At 38.8% G+C, this 23130-nt stretch carries 20 protein-coding genes; 11 read left to right on the forward strand and 9 right to left on the reverse strand.

Annotated elements, in window-relative coordinates; translation table 11 throughout:
• Positions 1-373 precede the first annotated feature (373 nt).
• Positions 374-628, forward strand: coding sequence for a radical SAM family protein (locus E4N74_RS12940; RefSeq protein ID WP_255818499.1), 255 nt, complete (start codon positions 374-376; stop codon positions 626-628).
• A gap of 98 nt (positions 629-726) precedes the next feature.
• Positions 727-3816: a DEAD/DEAH box helicase gene (locus E4N74_RS01110; protein WP_255818501.1), complete on the forward strand. Its 3090-nt coding sequence runs from the start codon at positions 727-729 to the stop codon at positions 3814-3816.
• A gap of 109 nt (positions 3817-3925) precedes the next feature.
• On the opposite strand, the gene E4N74_RS01115 is transcribed toward E4N74_RS01110, so the two are convergent.
• Both E4N74_RS01115 and E4N74_RS01120 read right to left on the reverse strand, forming a co-directional pair.
• The gene (locus tag E4N74_RS01115) at positions 3926-4492 is read right to left on the reverse strand and encodes a hypothetical protein (RefSeq protein WP_255818503.1); all 567 of its coding nucleotides are present in this window, start codon (positions 4490-4492) and stop codon (positions 3926-3928) included.
• A 163-nt stretch (positions 4493-4655) separates the two neighbouring features.
• A complete protein-coding gene (locus tag E4N74_RS01120; RefSeq protein WP_255818521.1) occupies positions 4656-5210 on the reverse strand; it encodes an NAD(P)H-dependent oxidoreductase in 555 nt (184 codons plus the stop codon).
• A gap of 79 nt (positions 5211-5289) precedes the next feature.
• On the opposite strand from E4N74_RS01120, the gene E4N74_RS01125 reads away from it, so the two are divergent.
• Together E4N74_RS01125 and E4N74_RS01130 are read left to right on the forward strand one after the other, a co-directional pair.
• On the forward strand, positions 5290-6180 hold the full coding sequence (locus E4N74_RS01125; RefSeq protein WP_255818522.1) for a ketopantoate reductase family protein: 891 nt from the start codon (positions 5290-5292) through the stop codon (positions 6178-6180).
• Between the two features lie 73 nt (positions 6181-6253).
• The gene (locus E4N74_RS01130; protein WP_255818523.1) at positions 6254-6856 is read left to right on the forward strand and encodes a Type 1 glutamine amidotransferase-like domain-containing protein; all 603 of its coding nucleotides are present in this window, start codon (positions 6254-6256) and stop codon (positions 6854-6856) included.
• Positions 6857-6955: 99 nt separating this feature from the next.
• On the opposite strand, the gene E4N74_RS01135 is transcribed toward E4N74_RS01130, so the two are convergent.
• Positions 6956-7408 carry an RpiB/LacA/LacB family sugar-phosphate isomerase gene (locus E4N74_RS01135; protein WP_255818524.1) on the reverse strand — a complete coding sequence of 151 codons (453 nt, stop codon included), beginning with the start codon at positions 7406-7408 and terminating at the stop codon, positions 6956-6958.
• Between the two features lie 258 nt (positions 7409-7666).
• Between E4N74_RS01135 and E4N74_RS01140 the strand changes: the two genes are divergently transcribed.
• A complete protein-coding gene (locus E4N74_RS01140) occupies positions 7667-8614 on the forward strand; it encodes an L-lactate dehydrogenase (RefSeq protein WP_255805869.1) in 948 nt (315 codons plus the stop codon).
• Positions 8615-8707: 93 nt separating this feature from the next.
• On the opposite strand, the gene E4N74_RS01145 is transcribed toward E4N74_RS01140, so the two are convergent.
• From E4N74_RS01145 to E4N74_RS01155, 3 genes are read right to left on the reverse strand one after another with little or no spacing between them, the layout of a single operon-like run.
• Positions 8708-10069 (reverse strand): MATE family efflux transporter, encoded by a 1362-nt coding sequence (locus E4N74_RS01145; protein ID WP_255818525.1) that lies wholly within the window; start codon positions 10067-10069, stop codon positions 8708-8710.
• A 1-nt stretch (position 10070) separates the two neighbouring features.
• On the reverse strand, positions 10071-12551 hold the full coding sequence (locus E4N74_RS01150; protein WP_338113401.1) for a PEP/pyruvate-binding domain-containing protein: 2481 nt from the start codon (positions 12549-12551) through the stop codon (positions 10071-10073).
• Between the two features lie 21 nt (positions 12552-12572).
• Positions 12573-13169 carry a TetR/AcrR family transcriptional regulator gene (locus E4N74_RS01155; RefSeq protein WP_255805873.1) on the reverse strand — a complete coding sequence of 199 codons (597 nt, stop codon included), beginning with the start codon at positions 13167-13169 and terminating at the stop codon, positions 12573-12575.
• Between the two features lie 178 nt (positions 13170-13347).
• Here E4N74_RS01155 and E4N74_RS01160 point away from each other — a divergent pair, with 178 nt between their 5' ends.
• The 6 genes from E4N74_RS01160 to E4N74_RS01185 all read left to right on the forward strand — a co-directional run bounded on the left by E4N74_RS01160 (position 13348) and on the right by E4N74_RS01185 (position 20603).
• Complete coding sequence (locus tag E4N74_RS01160) at positions 13348-14016, forward strand: LolA family protein (protein ID WP_044978693.1); 669 nt, start codon at positions 13348-13350, stop codon at positions 14014-14016.
• Positions 14017-14031: 15 nt separating this feature from the next.
• The gene (locus E4N74_RS01165; protein ID WP_255805874.1) at positions 14032-15150 is read left to right on the forward strand and encodes a helix-turn-helix domain-containing protein; all 1119 of its coding nucleotides are present in this window, start codon (positions 14032-14034) and stop codon (positions 15148-15150) included.
• Between the two features lie 26 nt (positions 15151-15176).
• Positions 15177-16610, forward strand: a complete 1434-nt coding sequence (locus E4N74_RS01170; RefSeq protein WP_255819341.1) for a MiaB/RimO family radical SAM methylthiotransferase — start codon at positions 15177-15179, stop codon at positions 16608-16610.
• Between the two features lie 163 nt (positions 16611-16773).
• A complete protein-coding gene (locus tag E4N74_RS01175) occupies positions 16774-19035 on the forward strand; it encodes a hypothetical protein (protein ID WP_255805875.1) in 2262 nt (753 codons plus the stop codon).
• A 7-nt stretch (positions 19036-19042) separates the two neighbouring features.
• On the forward strand, positions 19043-20206 hold the full coding sequence (locus tag E4N74_RS01180; protein WP_044978697.1) for a M15 family metallopeptidase: 1164 nt from the start codon (positions 19043-19045) through the stop codon (positions 20204-20206).
• A complete protein-coding gene (locus E4N74_RS01185) occupies positions 20199-20603 on the forward strand; it encodes a Holliday junction resolvase-like protein (RefSeq protein WP_044978698.1) in 405 nt (134 codons plus the stop codon). Before E4N74_RS01180 ends, E4N74_RS01185 begins: the two co-directional genes overlap by 8 nt.
• Positions 20604-20808: 205 nt before the next feature.
• Here the strand turns inward: E4N74_RS01185 and E4N74_RS01190 are convergent, their stop codons facing one another.
• Genes E4N74_RS01190 through E4N74_RS01200 form a run of 3 tightly spaced genes read right to left on the reverse strand, consistent with a single transcriptional unit; the run spans position 20809 to position 23127 of the window.
• The gene (locus E4N74_RS01190) at positions 20809-21921 is read right to left on the reverse strand and encodes an FAD:protein FMN transferase (RefSeq protein WP_255818535.1); all 1113 of its coding nucleotides are present in this window, start codon (positions 21919-21921) and stop codon (positions 20809-20811) included.
• A gap of 13 nt (positions 21922-21934) precedes the next feature.
• The gene (lspA, locus tag E4N74_RS01195) at positions 21935-22456 is read right to left on the reverse strand and encodes a signal peptidase II (RefSeq protein ID WP_044978700.1); all 522 of its coding nucleotides are present in this window, start codon (positions 22454-22456) and stop codon (positions 21935-21937) included.
• Between the two features lie 11 nt (positions 22457-22467).
• A complete protein-coding gene (locus E4N74_RS01200; protein ID WP_255818537.1) occupies positions 22468-23127 on the reverse strand; it encodes a Crp/Fnr family transcriptional regulator in 660 nt (219 codons plus the stop codon).
• Positions 23128-23130: the final 3 nt, after the last annotated feature.

Genomic DNA, 23130 nt, shown 5'->3' on the forward strand with positions numbered 1-23130 from the left:
TACGGCAGACGTACTTGAATGGCATTATAAATGGGCTATAATGTAAGTAAGCGAGGAGGTTTGATGAAAACGATATCCATGGAATTTGATAAGATAAACAGCAATCCAATCATCAAACGCATTGCAGTACGCAGCGTTATAACAAAATCGAATTTGCCCGTTTCCGACTATTCCGTTAATCCATACATCGGGTGCACGCATGCATGTAAATATTGTTATGCGTCTTTTATGAAACGCTTCACCGGACATACCGAACCGTGGGGAACTTTCCTCGACTTTAAAGACTGGCCTGAAATAAAACATCCGGAAAAATACGCTGGAAAAGAATTATTTTTCGGTTCCGTTACCGATCCGTATAATCCGGAAGAAGGCTATGTACGAGCGCACCCGTACGCTGCTCTTACAGCTGAAAGGCAGCGGTGCAAAAATAAGCATTGCAACAAAAAACGATTTAGTCTTGCGCGATTTGGATATAATCAAGAGTTTTCCCAACGCCCGCGTTTCATGGTCGATTAACACACTTGATGACCGATTTCAACAAGATATGGATAAAGCCGTTTCGATTAAACGGCGTCTTACGGCAATGAAAACTTTTTACCGTGCAGGAGTGCGTACGGAGGTGATTTAAATGCCGAGGATGAATAAAGGCACTATTAACAAACTCTATATTATTGTAATATGGGTTCCGAATAATATAGTAATAAGGCAATATGGATAAGTAATTATATGGATAAGATCGCAAGACAAATTTTCCGTGCGGCTCATGAAGGAAAATGGCTGAGTATTGAATATCGTAATAAGAAATTCGAACAAATTTCTCGATTTTGGATAGGAATAAAAAATATTCTTAAAAATAAGAATGGAATATTGGATACATTACAATGCAGCGGTCTTCATATTCATGATTATACGCTTGAGGATAACATGCAGCTTTCCGTAGAGCGTATACTATCCGCAAATATTGTGGATGGCACATATATGCCGATAAATAAAGATCTTATTGACGATATTGCTTGCAATCCTGCAAAGTATCAATATCTGTTTTACGGATCCGCAAACTATAAAATTCTCAATTACCTTGCTGATTGCAATAAATTTGAAAGTGTACCCTCATTAAACAATGATTTTTGTCTCATAGAGAATTTAGATGACAGTATTATCATCAGTAATCCGCTAGAATATCCTTTATCTGTTAAACAGTATCAAGAAATTGTTGATGCGTTCAATAAACGATTGAGAACAAAACAGAAAAAGTATCAAGAGGCGGGGCAGCTTTGTTTAAATAAGCTAAGTCTTTATACCAGGAAGGGACTATATGTACTTGCATATCGCGAAGTTTTTTTAGATGTTGAAAAGCATACATTAAAAGTATCAAACGAAATTTCCTTTAATAAAGAATTTTATGTGAATGCCGATTCGAAAGACGGAAAAATTGAAAGTATTCGCCGTTTTTTTGAACCGTGCGAATTATATCTGCTTAATGATTTTGATAAAAATTTACAAAAAATAGAAGACATTATTCAGGATAAAATTTCAAAAGAAAAAATAGATGATCGTCCTTATTTTTTATATTTGAAGCGTAATGCTCAAGTTAATCTTGAAAAAGAATACGACGCAATTTTTAGTATGTATAAAACCGGCGATGTATCCGTCCCCATACGTGCATTTTTCGGAGAACTACATACTGTTGAAAAAAACGGAAATGATATACCGATAACTTTACTTAATAAAAAAATAAATCTTGATCAGTTGCTTTCCATACGTAATGCAATGAATAGTCCGGTATCGTATACGCAAGGACCTCCCGGAACCGGCAAAACCAATACGATAATAAACACTATCATTACCGCATTTTTTAACAATAAAACGGTTTTGTTTTCTTCATATAACAACCATCCAATCGATACCGTATTTCAAACTTTAAGTTCACTTCAATATAAAAGGCAATCCGGGAATGTTGATATTATACCATTTCCTGTTCTCCGCCTTGGCAGCAATGAAAAAGTGAAAGAAGCGTTAAATTATATAAAAGTTCTTTATCAAAAATGCAAAAATATTAAAGTATATGGTGAAACGCTTGAACGAAATAAAAAAGATACAATTAAACAAACAAAAAAACTATCGGAATTGTTAAAAAATCATCAAGAAACGGTAGAACTTGCCGAACGAAAAGATACACTTAAAGCAATGCTTGAAAAAAACACAAGTATGGAAATGCGGCTTGTTTTGGAGGGACAGCAGCTTAATGCAATCAGAAAGAGACTTAGTGAGATCCCTAAGGTTTCCGATCAGGATGCTCTTAACCTTTTGGAAAAAGATGAAAATGAGTTCCTCAAATACCTTTACTATACATCGGCAGGGTATATCCAACGACTCGCCGAACCCGATTATGATGATCTTCGTCTTATTTTAAAACTTGAAAAAGAAGAAGAACTCATTACGGCTTTTAATAAATATACATCTGTCGATGATAACATTTGCAAGCTGCAAAAGATATTTCCGATTATTGCAACTACTTGTATTTCGGCGCATAAACTCGGCAACGGCAAATGTTGTTTTGATTGCACTATAATTGATGAAGCAAGTCAATGCAATACGGCTTTATCGCTTATTCCGATTATACGCGGTAAAACTCTTATGTTGGTAGGTGACCCTCAACAGCTTAATCCGGTAATTACTTTAGATGAGAACATCAATAAGTCATTAAAAGAAAAATACGGAGTTTCCGATGATTATGATTATATTACAAATTCAATCTATAAAACTTTTTTAGCAAACGATTCAATCAGTGAAGAAATCTTACTTCATAATCATTACCGTTGTAATAGAGAAATTATTCAATTTAATAATGAAAAATATTATAACAATCAATTGAACATAGTATCCGAATCTACCGTTTCGGAATCTTTGGTGTTTTATAATGTTGATAGTACAGGAAATAATTTTAAGAATACTTCAGAGAAAGAAGCTGAAGAAATTGTAAAGTATATAAACAACAACCGTGATAAAAAGATTGGGATTATTACTCCTTTTAGAAATCAGAAAGAACAGATAGAATATTCACTGAAGACAGCCGGTATCAATTCCGAAAAATACAGCTGCGGAACAGTTCATGCATTTCAAGGAGACGAAAAGGATGTTATTCTATTTTCGCTAGCATTGACCGATTCCACTCATAATAAAACATATGAATGGCTAAAAAATAACCGCGAGCTGATAAATGTTGCGACATCCCGTGCAAAAGATCGTCTTGTGATATTTTCAAATTCCTCCGTTATTAATCGGCTGCATCGGAATACGGAGAAAACAAAACCGGACGATATATACGAACTTGCCGAATATGTAAGAAACAACGGGTCATACACAATAACAAACTGCACTTGCAATTCACGTGCGCTTGGTACAAAACCGTATAAGACGGAAACGGAAGAAGAATTTTTAGCAACATTAAATCATGCACTTTCAACTATTTTCTTGGAAAATAAAAAATACTGTGTTGAGACAGAAGTCCAGCCTTCCCATATTTTTAAAAAAGGAATGATTCATCTTGACTATTTTTATCGGTGCAGTTTTGATTTTGTTATTTATAAACTAGGTTACAGAAATAAAAAAGAAGCGGTTCTTGCGATTGAGTTAAACGGACGAGAACATTATAATAATAAAAAAATAATGGAACATGATAAGATGAAAAAAGAAATTTGCAAAGAGCAGGGGTTTACTCTTATTACTGTAGAAAATTCTTATGCTCGACGGTATAATTTTATCAAAGACGTATTAATCGGATATTTTGAGCAAACAACCGATTCACATAAATAGGCGGACTGCCAAAATGCTTGAATGTAGAAGGAGGATAACTATGAAAGCATTATATGCTTAACTTCCGGGTCAAACAAAGGAACTGCGGCTTTATATCGAAAGTAAAGTATCACTCGTTTTCGCTGATATATACTTCCAACTCGGCATCGTCTTCGGGGAGGTCATCAACAAAGCCCGGATCCATGTGCATTAAAAACCGGTACTGACCGTTTGCATCCCGATATGTAACCGCTTCACCGTCTTCGGAGCCGTGATATTCGCGAAAGACGGAAAAGCCTTTTTTTTCTAACACGGCTTTCACACGCAAAAAGTTTCTCTCGCGCTTTTCGATATAAGTTTTAAGTTCGTTGTTTCCGATTAAGTAGGCATCGACAAGTGTGCATCCTTCAACGGTATTTGCTTTCCCGTCATCAAAAGCTTCAACCTCAATCGCAATAGCTTCGGCTTCGTCATCGGCAAACGAAAACTTCGATAATGGGAATTTTTTCTTTTCATAAGCTATTTCAACGAAGCTGCCTAGGGCTGCAACATGCAACTTGCCTAAAACGCCATACTCATCGCCGGAATACACTTCAAAGCCCGGAATTTTTTCCAAAAAAGCTTTTATGTTGGCTTCGGAATCAAAAGCCCCGACGAGGTGTTCCCTGCCGCTTTCTATAAATTTTAACAAAAACATTTTTTCTCCTCAAGGCACGGTTCGGCTTGAATTACACGTGTCAACAAATCCAGCATAACCGTATTAAAATAATTCGAACAGAAGTATGCTGTTCCGATAATTTAGAGTTTCTGCATCATACTTTTCTTTATCACTATGAAGAATGCTTTATGTCGATTATGCCTCATGTTTGTTGCAGCGCATCCAACCAAGCTAAATAGTCCCTTGCGCTCCGCTCTACCTCTTGCCGTGCAGCTTCGCTATATCCCGCGTTGCTGTCTATTGTATGGAAAGTGAACGGCGGGCGGTAGTCTGCATTGCAGTATTTCGCTGTCAGTTCAAACGGACGCAGTACTTCGGTAACGCTGCATCCGACAGCACCATCTGCGCGGTAGTCTGCGACCGGTGCACCGAACGAGACGGCAAGCGCAATTTTTCTGCCCTTAAGCGCCTTGCCTTTCGAGCCATAAGCCCAGCCATGAGTCAGCACTTCATCCAACCACTGCTTCAATAACGGCGGACAATTAAACCAGTATATGGGAAATTGCCACACAAGTGAATCGTGCGTTTCTATCAATTTTTGTTCAGCCTCTACATCAATCTTACCTTGCGGATAGACAGCGTACAGTTCGTGAATGGTAAAGCGATCGCTATGTTGCCGCACTGCATCCGACCAGTGTTTATGAACGGTAGATTGAGAAATATTAGGGTGAGCAAGAATAATCAGGGTTTTCGGCATTGTAAATTCCTTGAATGAGTTACGTCAAGAGTATACCATAAAAGATAAAAATGTTCTATACTGAGGGACAGGTAGTAAAATGAAACTTTTAATTTACGGTGCGGGCGTAATCGGCAGTTTGTATGCCGCTGCGTTCGCCGAAGCAGGCTATGACACAACCGTGTACGCAAGAGGGAAAAAACTTGAAACATTGAAAACCAGCGGTTTGCTGTATGAAAAAAACGGCAAACAGTATAAAGCAAAGGTTAAAGTTATCGATGCATTGCAAAACGATGATATCTATGATTTTATCTTTTTGACGGTAAAAGAAAATCAAGTGCATACGGCGCTCGAAGAACTCCGGCCGAACGGCAGCCCGAACATCGTTACAATGGTCAATACGCTTGAACTCTACACCGACTGGGAGAACCTGTGCGGAGAAGGGCGCATTATCCCCGCCTTTCCGGGGGCGGGCGGCAGCTATGAAGACGGCGTGCTGAAAGCGGACTTTACGCCGCCTCTTATTCAGGCGACGACATTTGCCGAAATCGGCGGGAACACATCGGAGCGCCTGAAAAAACTCGCAGCCCTTTTTAAGACGGCGGGCGTGCCGTACCGAATCGTAAAAGACATGCACGGCTGGCAGTTGTGTCACTTGGCTCTGGTTGTTTCGATTGCCGATGCGTATTATAAAGCCGAAAATCCGGAAGAAGTTTGGAAAGAAGCGGGCATTATGAACGATACGGCACGGCAAATAAAAAACAATTTTCAAAAATTGTACCGTTCGGGAGTAAAACTTTCTCCTCCGAAAATGCACCTTTTGAGACTGCTGCCGGCTCCAATTCTGCAAGCCATTTTTACTCAAGTTTTTAAAAGCCGCTTCGGAAATTTATTTATGTACCGGCACTCGATGAATGCTCCTGACGAAATGCGGCAGCTGCACTCGCAGTTGTATGAATACCTTGCCGCAATTCCGACGAACCATAATTAAACAAAGGTGTAAAGAGTACTTTAAAAACAAACATAAAAGAGATACTATATATGCCCAAAGGAGATTACAAAGCATGCGTTTATTTTTATGTTCACATTTTTCAAGCGTCGGCTCCTCTGTTGAAGAGCAAATTGCGGGGAAAAAGGTTCTGTTCATTCCGACCGCATCAATACACGAAGGGTATACGGGATATGTCGGTTCGGCACGTAAATTATTCAAAAAAGCGGGCGCCTTGCTGACGGAAATCGATATTTCGACCGAAGAATTTTCGAAAATAAAAACGCTGTTTGATGATGCCGATGTTATTTATTTTACCGGAGGTAATTCGTTTTTCCTCATCGACTGTTTACGAAAAACCGGAACGGATAAACTTTTAAAACGGCAACTGGAAAAAGGGAAATTATTTATCGGAGAGTCGGCAGGGGCTATCGTATGTGCACCGACAATTTCTTATATTGAGAAAATGGATCCGATTCCGAAAGATTATTCGCAAAGCGACTATGCGGGATTAAAGCTTATCGATTTTTATGTCCTGCCGCATTATCTAACCGCGCCGTTCAAAAAAGCTACGGAGCAAATTATGCAAGCCTTTCCGACGCTTGAAATATGCGCTATCAATAATTCGCAAGCCGTTATTATTAAAGACGGCAAACGAACCATAATCAGCGTGGAATGAGACTTATTTGTTTCGGCATCGGCAAAGATTTTGGCTGCGGAAATAGAAAAAGCCGCATTGCGATAGAGCCCGCAAAAGCCGCCGATTCGGCGGCCGCGTTTATTTGCCGTATTTTCTTTCTATGGCGGAAAGAGTGTCGACCCGTTCCGTGTAAACGCCGCCTTCAAAGCGGGCATCGAGAAAGGCGTCGACAATCATTTTTGCTTCTTCGGGTCCGACGATACATACGCCCATGGCGACCGCATTTATGTCACTGTGTTCGACGGCGAGCTTTGCCGTACACGGTTCGCTGCACGCCGCAGCCCTCACTCCCGGAACTTTGTTTGCGGCAAGAGAAATGCCGACGCCCGATCCGCACACCATCACACCCTTTTCAACTTCGCGCGATTTAATCGCTTCGGCAACCTTTAAGCCGAATTCGGCATAGTTTGCCGGAACCTTCGAATCCGCCGCACCGTAATCGACGCATTCGTATCCTTTATTGTGAACGTGTTCCATTAAAATATGTTTTAATGCGACTCCCGAATGATCGCTTCCAAATCCGATTTTCATATGCGCACTCCCTTTATATAAAAATATAGGGCACTTATAAAAACCTATTTTTTTAGCACCCATAATTATTTTAGTAGTTTTTTTATAAATTGTCTAGTGTAAAAGCCGGGTTACTTTCTCCGCCTTGCATAACAATCTTTTTGCGATAATTTTGCCTTATTTTGTTCTTCTTGCCATTGTTAAGGTTCGTGAATTCTTCTGCACAATTCCCTTGCCTAAAAGTATGCATTTCAGTATTTTTTAAAAGGAGGTAATCCTATGGATGAAAAGAAACGCAAAGTTACCGTTGTGGGAGCAGGTGCGGTCGGTTCAACCTTTGCCTACGCATTGGCTCAAAGCGGTTATGCGGACGAAATAGCAATAACCGATATGAATAAAAATTTTGCCGAAGGACAAGCTCTCGACCTTGTGCAGGGGCTGCCCTTTTTGCCGCAAGTCGACATACACGCGGGCGATAAAGCTGATTATGCCGACAGCGACATCGTTGTGGTTACGGCGGGAGCAAAACAACAGAGCGGAGAAACTCGCATAGATTTGCTGAAACGCAATGCATCCATTATCACCGGCATTGCAAAGGACATCGCGGAAAGCGGCTGCAGCGGCGTTATGCTGATTGTGAGCAATCCCGTCGATATTTTAACGCGGGCGGCACTCAAGGCTTCGGGATGGGAGCGCGGAAGAGTTATCGGTTCCGGTACCGTTTTAGACACTGCACGTTTCCGCTACACTCTTAGCAAAGAGTGCGGTGTCGATGCGCGCAACATTCACGGTTATATTTTGGGCGAACACGGTGACAGCGAATTTGCGGCTTGGTCGATGACATCCGTTGCAGGACGGCGCATCGACGAATATTGTTCAGGCGGTGTGTGCAGCTCAGGCCTGCACTTCGATAAAGCAAAAATTCTGGAAGAAGTACGGAATTCCGCTTACCACATTATCGACTACAAAGGTTCTACTTATTTTGCCGTCGGCTTAGCCCTGACGAGAATAGCCGGCGCCATTTTGCGCAACGAGCACAGCATTCTGTCCGTTTCGATGACGCTGGACGGAGAGTTCGGGCTTAAAGATGTATGCTTGAGCGTTCCCTGCATTGTCGGGCGCAACGGTGCGGAACGGGTTATAGAAAGCGATCTTCCCGCTGATGAACAGGCCGCATTGGAAGCAAGCGCAAAACGGCTTAAAGAAGCTTTTACCGAGATGAATTAACCAAAACTACTTTTTACCGAGAATTTCGTTTATTACAATTATTCTGCATTTAAAGTTGAACTGAACGGACGGTACTACACCGCACATTTTAAATTACTGCAACGGGATTTTTTTTGTACCGCACGAGTACCATCTGTACATTATTACTGAGGCAAGCACAAACGATAAAAAATCGGCAGCCGGCTGCAATAGGTAAATGCCGGTTTTTCCATAGAGGGCAGGCAGAAGATATAAAAGCGGAATGTAAAAGAGTCCCTGCCGTGAAACGGAAATGAGAAGGGCTGAAAAATAATTGCCGATATTCTGCATAAACATACTGCTTACGGCAAAAAAGCCTAAAAGCGGCAGCGAAAAGCATTGCATTTTCAGTATACTGATTCCGGTAGACACAACTTCACCATCGTTAGACATAAGCCCGATACATTGTTCGGCAAAGAAGAATAAGATTATTGCGGAAACTGTTAAAAAAATTGTGCCGGCTGCAACGGTAATTATAAAAGCTTTTTTTACTCTTGAGTATTGTTTTGCGCCGTAATTCATAGCACAAATAGGCTGAAAGCCTTGTCCCCAGCCGATCATAATCATAAAAGCCAATGCTGCAATTCTTGAACTTACCGTTAAAGCCGCTATCATACTTTCTCCGTAGCGTGCTGCCGTAACATTGAGTAAAACCAATGCGGCAGAGTTAATTGCCTGCCGCGAAAAATTAGGAAGTCCGCCTGCAAGAATATGATAAATACGATTTTTATTGCAGTGAGCTTTTTTTACACTGATTGGAATATTCCCGTGTCTTTTTGCTAAGAACGTCAGGGTGATGCATCCGATAATCTGGCCGATTAGCGTTGCATAGCCTGCGCCGATAAATCCCATTTTAAGCGGAAACATCAACAGCGGATCCAAAATCATATTGCTGAGCATTCCGGAAAGCAAGCCTATCATTCCGTCCCGTACATTTCCGCAAAGGCGCAGCTGATTATAAACCGTTATGGAATATAAGCCGAACGGAACGCTGATGATGATAATGCTTAAGTACTGTACGGTAAAGGCGAGTACGTCTTCAGATGCACTTCCGCCTATGAGGTTTGAAAGAGGCACAATAAAAATGCGTGCTGCAATTGCTATCACAATGCCTGTTATGGTTGCAATGACAATTCCTATCGACGAAATGATTTCCGCTTCCCGATAGTTTTTTTCTCCGATTTTTTTTGACATAGCATTGCCGCTGCCGTAGCCGAACCAAAAACCTATCGCTTGAATAATGCTCACAAAACTGAACACAATACCGATTGCAGCAATCATTGCTCTGTTATGCAGGCGTCCGACAAAAAAGGTATCGGTCAAATTATATATAACGCTTATCAACATGCCGATGATTGTCGGGATTGATGTTTTGACCAACAACGGAAAAATCGGTTTGGTTAGAATATTGAACCGTCTTTGCTCTTTTGAATCCATCTTAAGCGCTCCTCACTTCACCCTTGTTTCCGTCAACCGTAATCATGTCGCCGTCCTTAAATCGTGCAGTGGCAAACCCTACACCCAGTACCGCCGGTATGGCAAATTCCCGTGCAACAATTGCCGCATGACTGAGAGCGGAACCGGTGTCTGCGACGACAGCACTTGCAAGTTTAAAAAGAGGTGTCCATTCAGGATCGGTAAGCCGGCAGACAAGGACATCGCCTTTTTGCATCTTATAAAATTCTTTCGGACTGAGGATAATGCGCACCTTTCCTACAACAGTTCCCGGGCTTCCGCTTACTCCTTTCAGTACATCACCTGTCGAATCAAATATCAATAATTTTGAGGCTTCCCACACTTTTTCCGCAAGCGGAAATTTTTCATTCCGTTTGGTAATCTTTTCTTTATAGGCATCGGTTAGCCGTCCCGCTTTCAACACTTCCATTAATTCACGGTGAAAAAGATTTGCAATTCCGTGCTTATAGTCTTCACTTTTTAATAAAAGAATGTTTATCCGCTTTACACACTGTCTGACATAATAAAAGAGAGTTTCCCACAGATACTGCGTTTCTTCCCGGACAACATGAAAATACCTAAAGTTTTGTACATCGTGTTCTATGCGCGGATATTTAGACCCGTAGATACGCTTTAATTTCTGCATTAATTCCGCATAATTTTTATTCTTGTCATTATAAGAATTCTGATTGAAATTCCGCTCATCTGCGTTTAAGAGCGGGCGGATAATATTAACGAGTCTGTCGGGATCTTCGATAAACGTTTGAGCTTCAATACAATAGCAGTTGTAGTCCGACTTAAAACCGTTGCGGTTTATAAAATCATCTGCAAGCTGTTTAAATTCGGGAAAAGCGGCGCACAAAGAAGTGAATTTTTCTCCGGATAGTACGGCTTCGGTTAGGGCGGAGTTTTTCTTTATCGTATCCGCCATGAGTGAAATCTCGTTTGTAACAAGGGCCGTTTTATTGTTGAGTTCCCAATAAAAATCAAATGCGGAACAGTTCTTATCGACGCGCTGTATTATTCTTGTGAATTTTTTACTCATCAAAAAAGACGGAAATAGTGCGTATTTAAATCTGTTATACGCAATCTGTTGTACAAGCTCATAACTTTGTTCCATAAATGCACTGCATTCCGGTAAAGTCATGTTTTTAAAATCCAGCCTTTTAATGCGTTCTATTTCTTGTTCATACTGAGTCATAAATTTTTTACATACTTCGGAACAATAGTCAAAATCTTTGAGCATTCGTATTATTTTAAAGATATGAACTATATTCGGCGTCAAGCCGTTTTTATTGTCCGGAAGTGTTTGAATCCCGTCATCATCAATTGCCGGATTTGAATTAACAACAATACCGCCTTCTGCAAATATCCGTGCTTTTTGATTATTAATTGCTGTCATATAGTCAAAATCGAGTGCCCGATATGCAAAGGGCATTTTCTCAAACAGGAATGCCATGTTTTCTTTTATCATTTTTGGTAACGGTCTTTTTTTAATATATTTTTGAATGAGCTTTTTATCATCAGCGTTCTTTAAGGCCGTTATTGCGCGTGCCTGTAAGATATATATTTTGTCATGATAGATAGCCCATTCAATATCCATCGGCATACCGTAGTGCTTTTCTATTTTTAATCCGGCATTCACAAGACCTGCAATTTCAGTATCATTTAATGCCCTCTGCATTCTTTTTGTTTCGCTTACAGGTTCTTCCTTTGTATTTTTATCGCCATAGACGATTAGCGTTTCTTTACTGCCGATACTTACTTCGATTATATCGCCCGCCTTATTTACGATATAACCGTCTGCCGTTACCCGTCCTGAAACAACACTTTCACCTAATCCGTAACTTGCGTTGATCAGCATTTCATCTTTATTGCGTGTTACCGGATTGAGCGTAAAAAGAACGCCCGCTTTTTCGCTTTCTACCATTTCTTGAATAACGACGGCAATGGCAACAGTGTTTTGATTATAGCCTTGATTACAGCGATAACTTACCGCTCTATCGCCCCAAAGAGAAGCATAGCAGTTGCGTATTTGAATCAGAACATCCTCTATCCCCTGCACGTTCAAATAGGTTTCCTGCTGACCTGCAAAACTTGCATCGGGTAAATCTTCCGCCGTTGCCGATGAGCGTACCGCAACTCTTGCGGCTTTTCCAAGTTCCGAATATTTTTGCCGTATCTCGTTTTCCAGTTGAGCGGGAAAATGCCCTGCTCTAATTCTTTTACGGAATTCTCCCGCTGCGGATAACAAAGCCTTTTCATCCGCTTGCTCTTCATTAAGATTACTCGAAATAATTTCGTCAATCCGATTTTCTTTTAAAAATTCTCGATAGGCATCTGCGGTGATGACAAATCCTTTAGGTACATTTATTCCCGCAGCGGTCATCTCTCCGAGGTTCGCTCCTTTACCGCCGGCTATTAACACATCGTCTTTATGTATTTGAGTAAAATCAAGTATCATCATTGTATTTCTCTCCTTCTGCTACACTTCTATATATTTATCTACAATTGCGGATATAAATGTTCGCAGCACATCGTTAAAATACGCCGTATCAAATTGATAATAATGCGAACATAATAAAAAACTTCCGGTAAGCGCATTCAATAAGCCTTTTTTATCCGCCCGTTTAATTACGCCGTTTTGTTCCCAATATTGTATAAGCCTTGTTAAAAAATCATCATACAGACTTTCAATCCTATGTACTTCGCTTCGGTCTTTTGCTTCAAATACCTTAAACGCATCTTTATAGATAGGCTGCTTTTGAATTTTAGTCATAAGATCAATCAAAAATTGATATATTATGTCGGTAAGAAATTCCGCCGGATTTGCAAGCGAAGATGAAAATTTCTTTTCAACAGTGCGTAATTTTTGAACCGAGCGATACGCAAAGAGTTCCATAACCAATGCATCTTTATTCCGCCAAAAATTATAAAAGCTCCCCTGTGCAATGCCGGCACGTTTTGTCAATTCCGCTATATTCAAAGCCTTTGTTCCTTTATCGTGAAACAAATCCAGTGCAGCTTCCAGTATTTTTTCTTTTATTTTGATCCGCTCTTGTTCGGTAAAAGCTTTTGCCATCATCCGCTCCTTAACACATCTTCCTTACACCGCAATGAATATTTGTTTATTCATTCATTGCCAGTATAGCAAAAAAGCGCAGCCTTGTCAATGAATATTTTATAATTTATTCATAGATTTTTACATGAGTAAATACGGTACTTGACTTTATAACCTTTTTTGTTTTACTATAGCAGGCATGAAAAAAAATATAAGCATTATTTTATTTATTTTTATAAGTTCTCTTTGTTTTTCTCAAAATATTACTACTGCAGGGGACTTTTTTTCTTCAGTATCGGATAGATACGCTCAAATACAGGACTATATTGTCGACATGAATATAGCAGTCGGGACTTCAAAACAGCAGGCTACGGCGATGTTCAAAAGACCGGATAAACTTCGATTGGACTTTAAATCACCTGCAGAACAATGTATTGTTTTTAACGGAAATACTCTTTCAATTTACCTGCCTCAATATAGAACAATTCTAACTCAGGATGTTGAACAAAGCTCCGCCGGAGGTTCATCTTTAGCTACACCCCAAGGTCTGTCTCTCATTAAAAGAGGGTACACAATTCAATATGAGGCTACCTCAGCTCCACAGCCGCTGGAGGAAGGTTCGTCGGAAAACGTTATTATTTTGCTTATGAACCGAAAATCTGCAACGGAAGCGTTTAAAACCCTGCGTGTTATGATTTATCCTGACGGTAAATTGATACGCCGAATTGAAGCTGTTCCCGTTTCCGGAGGTAAAATCATATTCGATTTTTATAATTACAGAATAAATACCGGAGTGGGAAGCAGAAACTTTGTGTTTGATGCTCCTTCTACCGCAAAGACTTTTAATGATTTTCTTTTTATCGATTAATTTGGGAGATAAATGATGAATGAAATCGGAAAACTACTTACCGAAACAAGAATAAAACGCGATCTTGAACTTGATCAGGTTGCTCGAGAAACAAATATAGCTAAAAGATATTTAGAAGCCTTGGAACAGGATGATTATAGTGTTTTTCCGGCTGAGCCCTATGTTTTGGGTTTTTTGAGGAATTATTGTGAATATTTAGACCTTGATCCCGAGGAAATGATAAATCTTTATAAGCAAATTAAGATACAGGAGAGCTCCTTGCCTCCCGATGCCTTGCTGCAAAAAAGAAGCTTTTCGTTTTCTAGGCCTCTTTTGATAGGCTTGGGCGTATTGGCTGCCATTGCACTGATGGCCGTACTTGTATTTTTTGCTTTAAAAAGCTGGATTCCGGCTATAAGGAATAGAAAACAACAAGAAAATTCAAAAATAGAAAGAATCGAAAAACGGGAAGCAAAAATTTATGAACTAGGGGAATCAAAGTTTGAAGAAAGAGTATTTGAGCAAGATTCTTTAAAGTTAAGAATAGAAGACCGAGAATATACAATTGAGGTAGAAAAAATAAGTCCAAGGTTAAATTTAAAGACTAGTGCAGGAACTCAAGTAATAAGCTTAGGACAAACAGTAAAAATAGATCTCAATGATGACTTAACCGCAGATATTGAGATTACTGTAGAAGATATAGATAAAAATAACTCGGAAGTAGGGGCTCTTATATCAGTATTGACAGGAAGTAATGTTTCGGAAGGAGCTCCGACGGTAGAAAGCGATGTAGTTGTGTCGGACTCGGAATCTGCTGTTTCCTCAGCTTCAAAGGTGCTTTTTGAGAGCGGCTCAGCCTACCCTGTGGTCTTAAATGCTACTTTTAGAGGCTACTGTTTATTTAGGCATGAGGCGGATAAAGCTAATCGGGAAGAAAGATATTACCAAAAAGCCGAACAGCTTACCGTTCAAGCCAATAACGGCTTAAGGATTTGGGCATCCAACGGGAATGCAGTAAAACTCCAAGTAGTTGCAGGAGGAAAAACCGTTGATTTGGAAGTAAGCCGTCCCGGAGAAGTTATAGTCAAAGACTTAAAATGGATACGGGATGATCAAACCAAGCGGTTTAAATTCATAGTCGTAGACGTTGATTAAAATAGATGCTTCAAAAGAAATTTTTTATGGATTTGCACGGCTGTGCAAAGAACCAAGTTGATGCTGAAATTCTAATCGGTATAATGGAAAATCTATCATGGCAAAACACCTCCAATCCCGATGAGGCTGATCTTATTATAGTCAATTCATGCGGATTTATTAATTCTGCAAAAGAAGAATCGATAAATGCCGTTTTACAGGCCAAGACAGCCCATCCTAACGCTAAAATTCTACTAGCCGGATGTCTTGCGGAGCGTTATGCCGATGTTCTTAAAAACGATTTACTTGAAGCTGATGCAATCTTCGGTAACGGCAATCTTTCACTTTTGCCCGAAATAATAGATGCCTTATTTCCTAAAAAGCCGTTATGTGAAAAAAGTCTTTTAATGCCCATTGAGAAACGTCCCGTAATGCCCCTTTCACGGCTCCTTATTTCTCCTCAAATAGGCATATGCGGAGGGGCAAGACCTAAAATACTCAACTTTCCGCGTTCCGTATATATAAAAATAACCGAAGGCTGTGACAACTTTTGCAGTTTTTGTGCCATCCCCATTATTCGCGGAAGATTAAGAAGCCGTCCTATAAAAGATATCTGCGATGAAATAAAGGCATTTTTAGAAAAAGGCTTTTATGAATTTAACCTGATAGGGCAAGACTTAGCCGCCTATCAGACAGGAAAAGATGATATACAAGAACTTCAAGACAACGAAAAATCCGGCTTGTCCTTGCTTTTAAAATCAATCTCTCAAATAGAAGGTAATTTTAAAATTCGCCTGCTTTATATCCATCCTGATCATTTTCCGCTTGATATTCTCCCTATAATGACGGCGGATAGCAGATTTTTACCTTATTTTGACATTCCATTTCAGTCGGGCTCGGAAAAGATAATAAAAGCTATGAACAGAAAAGGTTCTGCCGAGGTTTACCTTGATACCGTAAAGAATATACGGTCAGCTTTTGAAAAGGCAAAAAGTCCTTACGGTGAACCCCAAATACGTACAACTTTTTTGGTAGGTTTCCCCGGAGAAACGGATGAAGACCTCAATCAAACAGTCGCCTTTTTAAGAAAATTACGGCCCCTTTGGTCGGGCGGTTTTACATACTCCCGAGAAGAGGATACGCCTTCATATTCTTTTAAAGGCCGCGTCGAAAAAAAAACGGCAGAAGCCCGTCTTGCTGCAATACAAGATGTCCAAAGTTCAATAACCGAAAAAAAACTCGATTCTTTTATAGGAAAAGAAATAGAAGTTCTTGTAGAAGAACTCATTCCGGCAGAGGATAAAATACTTTTAGCTCTCGGCAGGGCATGGTTCCAAGCTCCGGACGTGGATGGCGCCGTTGTTTTAAGTTTTCTCTTGGACCAAAAAGATACGGATGGAAATCGGATTGCCCCCGGCTCTATTGTAAAAGCAAAGGTCTCGGCAAGAAACGGTTTTGATTTGGAAGCCGCAGCTCTATAAAATCCGTTTTTTGTCGGTTCAAAATCTTATCTATAAAAAGTGCAATATTTATAAAGTCTCAAGAAAATTTACCGATAACGTAGTGAGTTCTAATTTATTATATCAGCTTTCGGGGTTTACTAAAACCTTATAAATATGATAAAATAGATATTGGAGATTTAAATTGCGCACCGGCTTGAAAGTTCTTATAAGTTTAGTTATCTCTTTAGCGGTATTTATAGGCCTTTTGCTTTTAACTGTATCGGATTATGAATCTTTTATTGAAACAAAAGTGTATAAGCCTGCCATAGTAAGGTATATCAATGATAATTTAGCCGATATTGAGGAATCTTTTAAAAACTGGAATGAAACAAACCTTCACCTATTCAAAAGCGTACTGAATGAGCAAGCCCTAATGTCTGCAGCAAAGCAAGATCAAAGCCAATCGGACATAGAAGAAAGAGACAATATCATTTCAAAAATCATATCTACTGTGCCAGGATTTATAGGCCTTAGAATAATCGATTCGCAATATCAGAAGATGCACTTTAGTACTTTTCCGGAAGACATTCTTACTAAAACGGATTCAATGCTTTCTTACAGAAGGTATGATGATACGGAGCTTTTAATTCCTTATCAGCATATAGAAGTCCCTGATAACGGAGAAGTTAAAATTACAGCTATAACGGAAGCCGATACTATTTTATACTGTTTACCTTTTTATGACTCTTATGATGTGTATAGAGGGACTGCGGTCTTTTATATTTCGGGAAGTAGTTTTTTATACCGTTTGATTTCTGATAATATACTTTCAATAAGCGACGGTTTAGCCTTACTTTCCGATGAAACTCATACCATGCTGGGGATTTTAACCGAAACGAATAATATCATTTCACCGGACTTAAAAGACCTTGTCCTAAGTGATTGGGAACGGTTACCCCAAAGTTTGCGTCTTATAAGTCTTGATGGAAAAGATAGTTGGGTTCTTGTTACAAAAAAAACGGACTTCGGCTATATAGGCAGAATAACCGAAAAAAATGTGTTTATGTTCCCTATAGCCGTTAAGTATTTTTTGATATTTACGGTTTTTGTGACAGTATTTTTAATGTTCTTTTTATTATTAAATATAAAAAGAAACCGTTTATTTATTGCACAAAATAAAATTCAACAGCTGCATTGGTCAATTCTAAAAAATTATTTAAAAACATCACAGAAAAGAAATTGGGATGAACTGCAAAAAGAACTTGAATATCATAGGCATGAAGTAAATGCGGAAATAAAAAAAGGATTGGGTAAAAAACTTCTTCAGCGTAAAGAAAAAGAAATAGACGCTATCTTGCAAAAAAATTGGCAGGAAATATTTGATATTATAAACAAGACAGCAATAGCTAAATCTTCGGACCTTAATTTAAAGGGAATTCAAACTGAAGAGCTTATTTCTCTTTTGATAAAAGCCCTAAAAGATCAACAAATTATTTCCGAAAAAAATAATACTGTTTCCGGCACTGAAGTCTTACCGAAAGGTATTTCTGAAGTGCAAGAAGCTGAAACTGTCGAAGAACTTGACGAAGTACAAGAAGCCGAGGCAGTCGAAGACCTTGAGGAAGTGCAAGAAGCTGAAACTGTTGAAGAACTTGAGGAAGTGCAAGAAGCCGAGCCTGTTGAAGAACTGGATGAAGTGGAAGATGCCCCTGCTGTTGAGGACCTTGAAGAAGTACAAGAAGCCGAGTCCGTTGAAGATATTGACGAAGTTCAAGAAGCTGAAACTGTTGAAGAACTTGAGGAAGTCCAAGAAGCCGAGCCTGTTGAAGAACTGGATGAAGTGGAAGATACCGCTGCTGTCGAGGAACTTGAAGAAGTCCAAGAAGCTGAAACTGTTGAAGACCTTGAGGAAGTGCAAGAAGTCGAGGCTGTCGAAGACCTAGATGAAGTGGTAGATGCCCCTGCTGTCGAAGAACTTGACGAAGTCCAAAAAGCAGAGCCTGTTGAAGAACTGGATGAAGAGAAAATTGCCGAATCTAAAATATTTGATAAAATAGAGAAATCGAAAGTTGCAACTCCTCTTGATGAAGATGAAGAAGCTATCTTAGCGGAAAGTACAGATGATCCGATGCTCCGTTTAAATGACCTAGGGTATACTATTTCAGGCTTGGATTTTTCTGAGCTGGATATTTCTATCTCTGAGTTGGAAAAAACGGAAGCCAAAAAAGTAGAATACATAGACGAAGATTATAGTCCGGCACGGTCAATGTGGGGTAAATATGATCAAAGCCCTGTTTTGGATGATTTGGATGTAGTAGGTGATAGTGAACCAATGCCGTTAATAGATATAAATGATGAACAAACAATTGTAAATGAAGACGGTGTCTTTGTTATCCGCAAAACAGAATCGGCCGAACCTAAAAATAAAGATTTTAAGGCTCTTGTAGACTCCGTACTTAGATAACGGCAACATGCAAAAAATTTTTAAAAAGCTATTCTTAGTTTTATTTTTTATAGGAAATTTTAGTTTTGTTTTGGGTCAAAATCAAGATCGGCTTGATAATTTTAATTTTAACCTTGACAATCCTTGGCTTAGCTTAAAAGCCATACAAATGGCCTATCCCGATCTCGTAAAAAACATTTCCTTTGATTCGGAAGTAAATGATTGGTTTATAACTATAAGAAACCAAAATCTATATTGGGCAAACGGAAGGCTTTTACCTAAAGAAGATATTAAAAACTTCCAAAATTGGGCACCCATAATTTCATACTTTTATACCGATGAGGTGCAAAACCCTAATATGTTTTCGGAGAACCTCATTGCAGCATTAAAACCTGAAGGCTTAATAAAAAATAGAAAAAAAACGCCTCCTCCAAATTACACCTTTTTTATGATTTTATTTAATGGAAGAAACAGAAAAGAGATTATAAAGCAGCTGCGGCACTTTACATTCTTGGGTTATGATGTTTGGGTGCATAACCGTGCGGCCGAGCCTTTAAAGCGGGTTCAAAAAAAAATATACGAAGCTCAAAAAACGGACGCAGAGGTAAAAAAATTCTTAAAAGAATTAAATCAATGTTGGAGCTTTAATTGGAGAGTTATAGCGGACTCGGGAAAATTAAGCAATCACAGCTGGGGCTCGGCTATAGACATTTTGCCAAAAAACTACAGAAATAAAAAAATTTATTGGTTTTGGGAAGCAGCCAATGATGATTACTGGATGAAGATTATGCCCTATAGAAGATGGTCTCCTCCTAAGGCTGTAATAGAAGCCTTTGAAAGCGAAGGTTTTATATGGGGCGGTAAATGGACGCTATGGGATAATATGCATTTTGAATACCGTCCCGAACTCTTATATATTAGGAATTTTGTTCTACAGGCGGAATTTAATGAATTTATAGCAAAGGATACGCAAAGTATAAATCAAACGCCTCAAATTGAAACAAGTAAAAAAAATCCTCAACAACTTGCCGATATTTTTAAAATGGCAGAATTGATAAAATTTACATCATCCTTTTCCCGTAATATACTATCTTTTTACGGTAAAAATGATAAAACGGAAGAAGACAATTTTGATGAAGAAAATATAGAAGTACCTCAGGAACCTAAATATTTGGAGGAAATGATTGATTAAGATTGTATTAGGGATATTTATCATTATAATATTCTTTTTACTAGGTTTAGTTATAGGAAAATACAAGGAAAGAAGTTTAAACCTAAAGAAGTTAAAAGAAGCAAGAAAAGATGCCGTAAAACGTTCCCGGGCGGTATTAAACGGGCAGCTTTCAGAACAGCTGGCTCCTTTTTTCCCCGATTTTCCTGCACACCCTACGGAAATACGCTTTATAGGTCAGCCTATAGACTATATTGCCTTTAACGGTTCTTCTCAAGGTACTATTACCGATATCAGCTTTATTGAAGTAAAAACAGGTTCTTCTTCTCTGAGTGCTGTTGAAAGGTCTTTAAAGGACGTAGTCGAAAAAAAAAAGATAAATTACATAGAATATAGGGCAGATTTTAATAATAAGTAGATATTTTAGATTAAACCGCACAAAACGGTAATAAAAGTAATAAAAATACATTTTTTTCTTAGAATTTCTTAAAAACTGCTTGACATTTTTTGTTTAATTTGGTATATTACATTTACACACAGAAAAGATACACATACTACTTCAAAAAGAACCCCCATATCCTCCTTTTGGGGGTTCTTTTTCTTTATTTTGAGAAAAATTTAATCTATTTGATAAAAAAATCCTTGTCAATAATTTCAATCGAAGCCTTATCATTCCCCAAAACGGAAATAGAATTATCTTTATAAAATAAAAAGCAGGCCGGCATTTCAGGGAAGCCGATAAGAGGAAAATCTTCCTCAACTAATCTTTGTAAAAGAGTTCTTGTTTTTTCTTCCCCTAAAACATAACTTGATGTGGAAAGAGCATCGGCAAGAGTGGAGCTTTTACTCATAATAGAAGAAGCATTTAAGTTATTTTGTACCGGATAGCCGGTTTTTGAGTCAAAAATGTGATGATAAAGCGTTCCGTCTTTTTGTATAAACCTTTCATAGTTTCCTGATGTTACAATTGAAGCGTCTTGAAGATTCAGGCTTATAACAGGATTTTGCTTTCCTATTATGGGACTTCTTAGGGCTATTTTCCAGTTTTTTCCTAAGGGGTTTTTACCTGAAGCTAGGATATTGCCACCCAAATCTATTAAAAAATCTTTTATACCGTAGTCTAAGATTATTTTTGCAATTTTATCGGCAGCATAGCCTTTTGCAATACCTCCAAGGTCGAGTCTCATTCCTTTTTGTTGTAAAAAGACCTGATTTTCGTCTCTTAATTCTATATTTTTATAGTCTAAAAGAGGTAATATATCATCAATTTCTTTTTGAGACGGCACGGTCTCATTTTCAAAGCCTATGTTCCAAAGTTTTACTAAGGGGCCTATAGCCGGATTAAAGGCTCCATCGGTAAGCTCCGCCATCATAAGGGAAATTTGCAAAAGCTCATATAATTCCGGTGAAACTGCTAAGGGGGAAATTCCTGCTGCTTTGTTTAAGCGTTCAAGTTCCGATTCTTGTGTTTTTATCAAACCGTTAAGATTATTATTATCAATCGAAGACTCATCCGTATTTGCGTTAAATATCCCGTCAAGTTTTATCAGCTCGGCATAGACTTTTTCTAAGACTTCGTCAGCCTTTTTTTTAGGTTCATCGGTCAGGATACGCACCCTGCAAACCGTTCCCATAACAAGCCATATATTGGAGTACTCTTTTATTGTCGATTTGCATGAAGCAGCTAAAAGCAGACAAAAAGCTAAAGCTGAGAGAAAGATAGTTTTTTTTAACATAAGGGGCTCCGGTTTAGCTATCTTGAAGCTTTTTTTGCTTTATACCCTGTAAAATCAAATTTATTCCAAGCCCTATTCCGCAGCAAACAATAAAAGAATCGGCTGCATTAAAGGTTGGCCATCTTTCCAGTCCTAAAATACCGAAAAACTTTACATCGATAAAGTCTACAACGCCTTCAGGCCTAAAAAAACGGTCTATAAGGTTTCCAAAGCCTCCGCCTATTATACCGCATATAAACCATCTCTGGGCATTACTTAATTCTTTGGACTTTAATAGAACGGCTACTAGGCCGAATAAAAGCATGGCCGGTAAAACACCTAAAAGCATTTTTCTGGCAATATCCCCAAAACCTGCACCTAGACTAAAGGCCGCTCCGGTATTATATACCAGCCGTAAATTTAAAAAATCACCCAATATATGAATAACTTGATATTCCTCCATATATTGTACAACCAATAATTTACTGATCTGATCTACAATAATAACTATTGCAGTCATAATAAAGGGAATATAATAATCTTTTTTATTGCTCACAGTATCCTGCCTTATAGTACATATAAATTTTGTTCTTTTGAGCGGCGGGTATTAACATACCTCGTTAAGTCGGTCATATTTTGTACGATAATTCTATCATCATAGACGGAAATTCTGCCCTGATCTATAAATTTGCGTATATTATCTTCAGTTTCTTCTATTGAAAGACCGGCCCAACGTGCAACCTCTTCAATTGTCGTATCAAATGTCCTCATCTCCGTAGTGCGGTCAAGACTCGGCTGGGTTTCATCCAGCATCAAAAAAACATCTGCAATTCTTGCAGGTCTGTCTTCAATGGTTAAAATCATAAACCTGCGTCTTTGGGCATAGATACGCCTTACAAAGGTCTTTAAAAGCCGCATAGCGATGGCAGGATTTCCCTTCATTAAAATTTCAAAGTTTTCTTTATTGAATTCAAGAGCCATTACATCGTCATAGGCTATGGCAGAGGCCGAACGCGGAGAATTATCCAAAATGGCCATTTCGCCGAAAATTTCTCCGGGCTGCAATATGTCAAGGTTTTTTTCAAACCCGTTTATAATCTTTATAAGCTGAACGCGGCCAGACTGTATCAAATAGAATGATGAACCGGGTTCAAATTCTGCAAATATAAGAGACCCTTTGGGAAAACTTTTTGCAAATCTTGAAAACGAAGAAAAAAGATCCGACATAGT

The organism is Treponema putidum, from assembly GCF_024401155.1.
GTDB lineage: Bacteria > Spirochaetota > Spirochaetia > Treponematales > Treponemataceae > Treponema_B > Treponema_B putidum.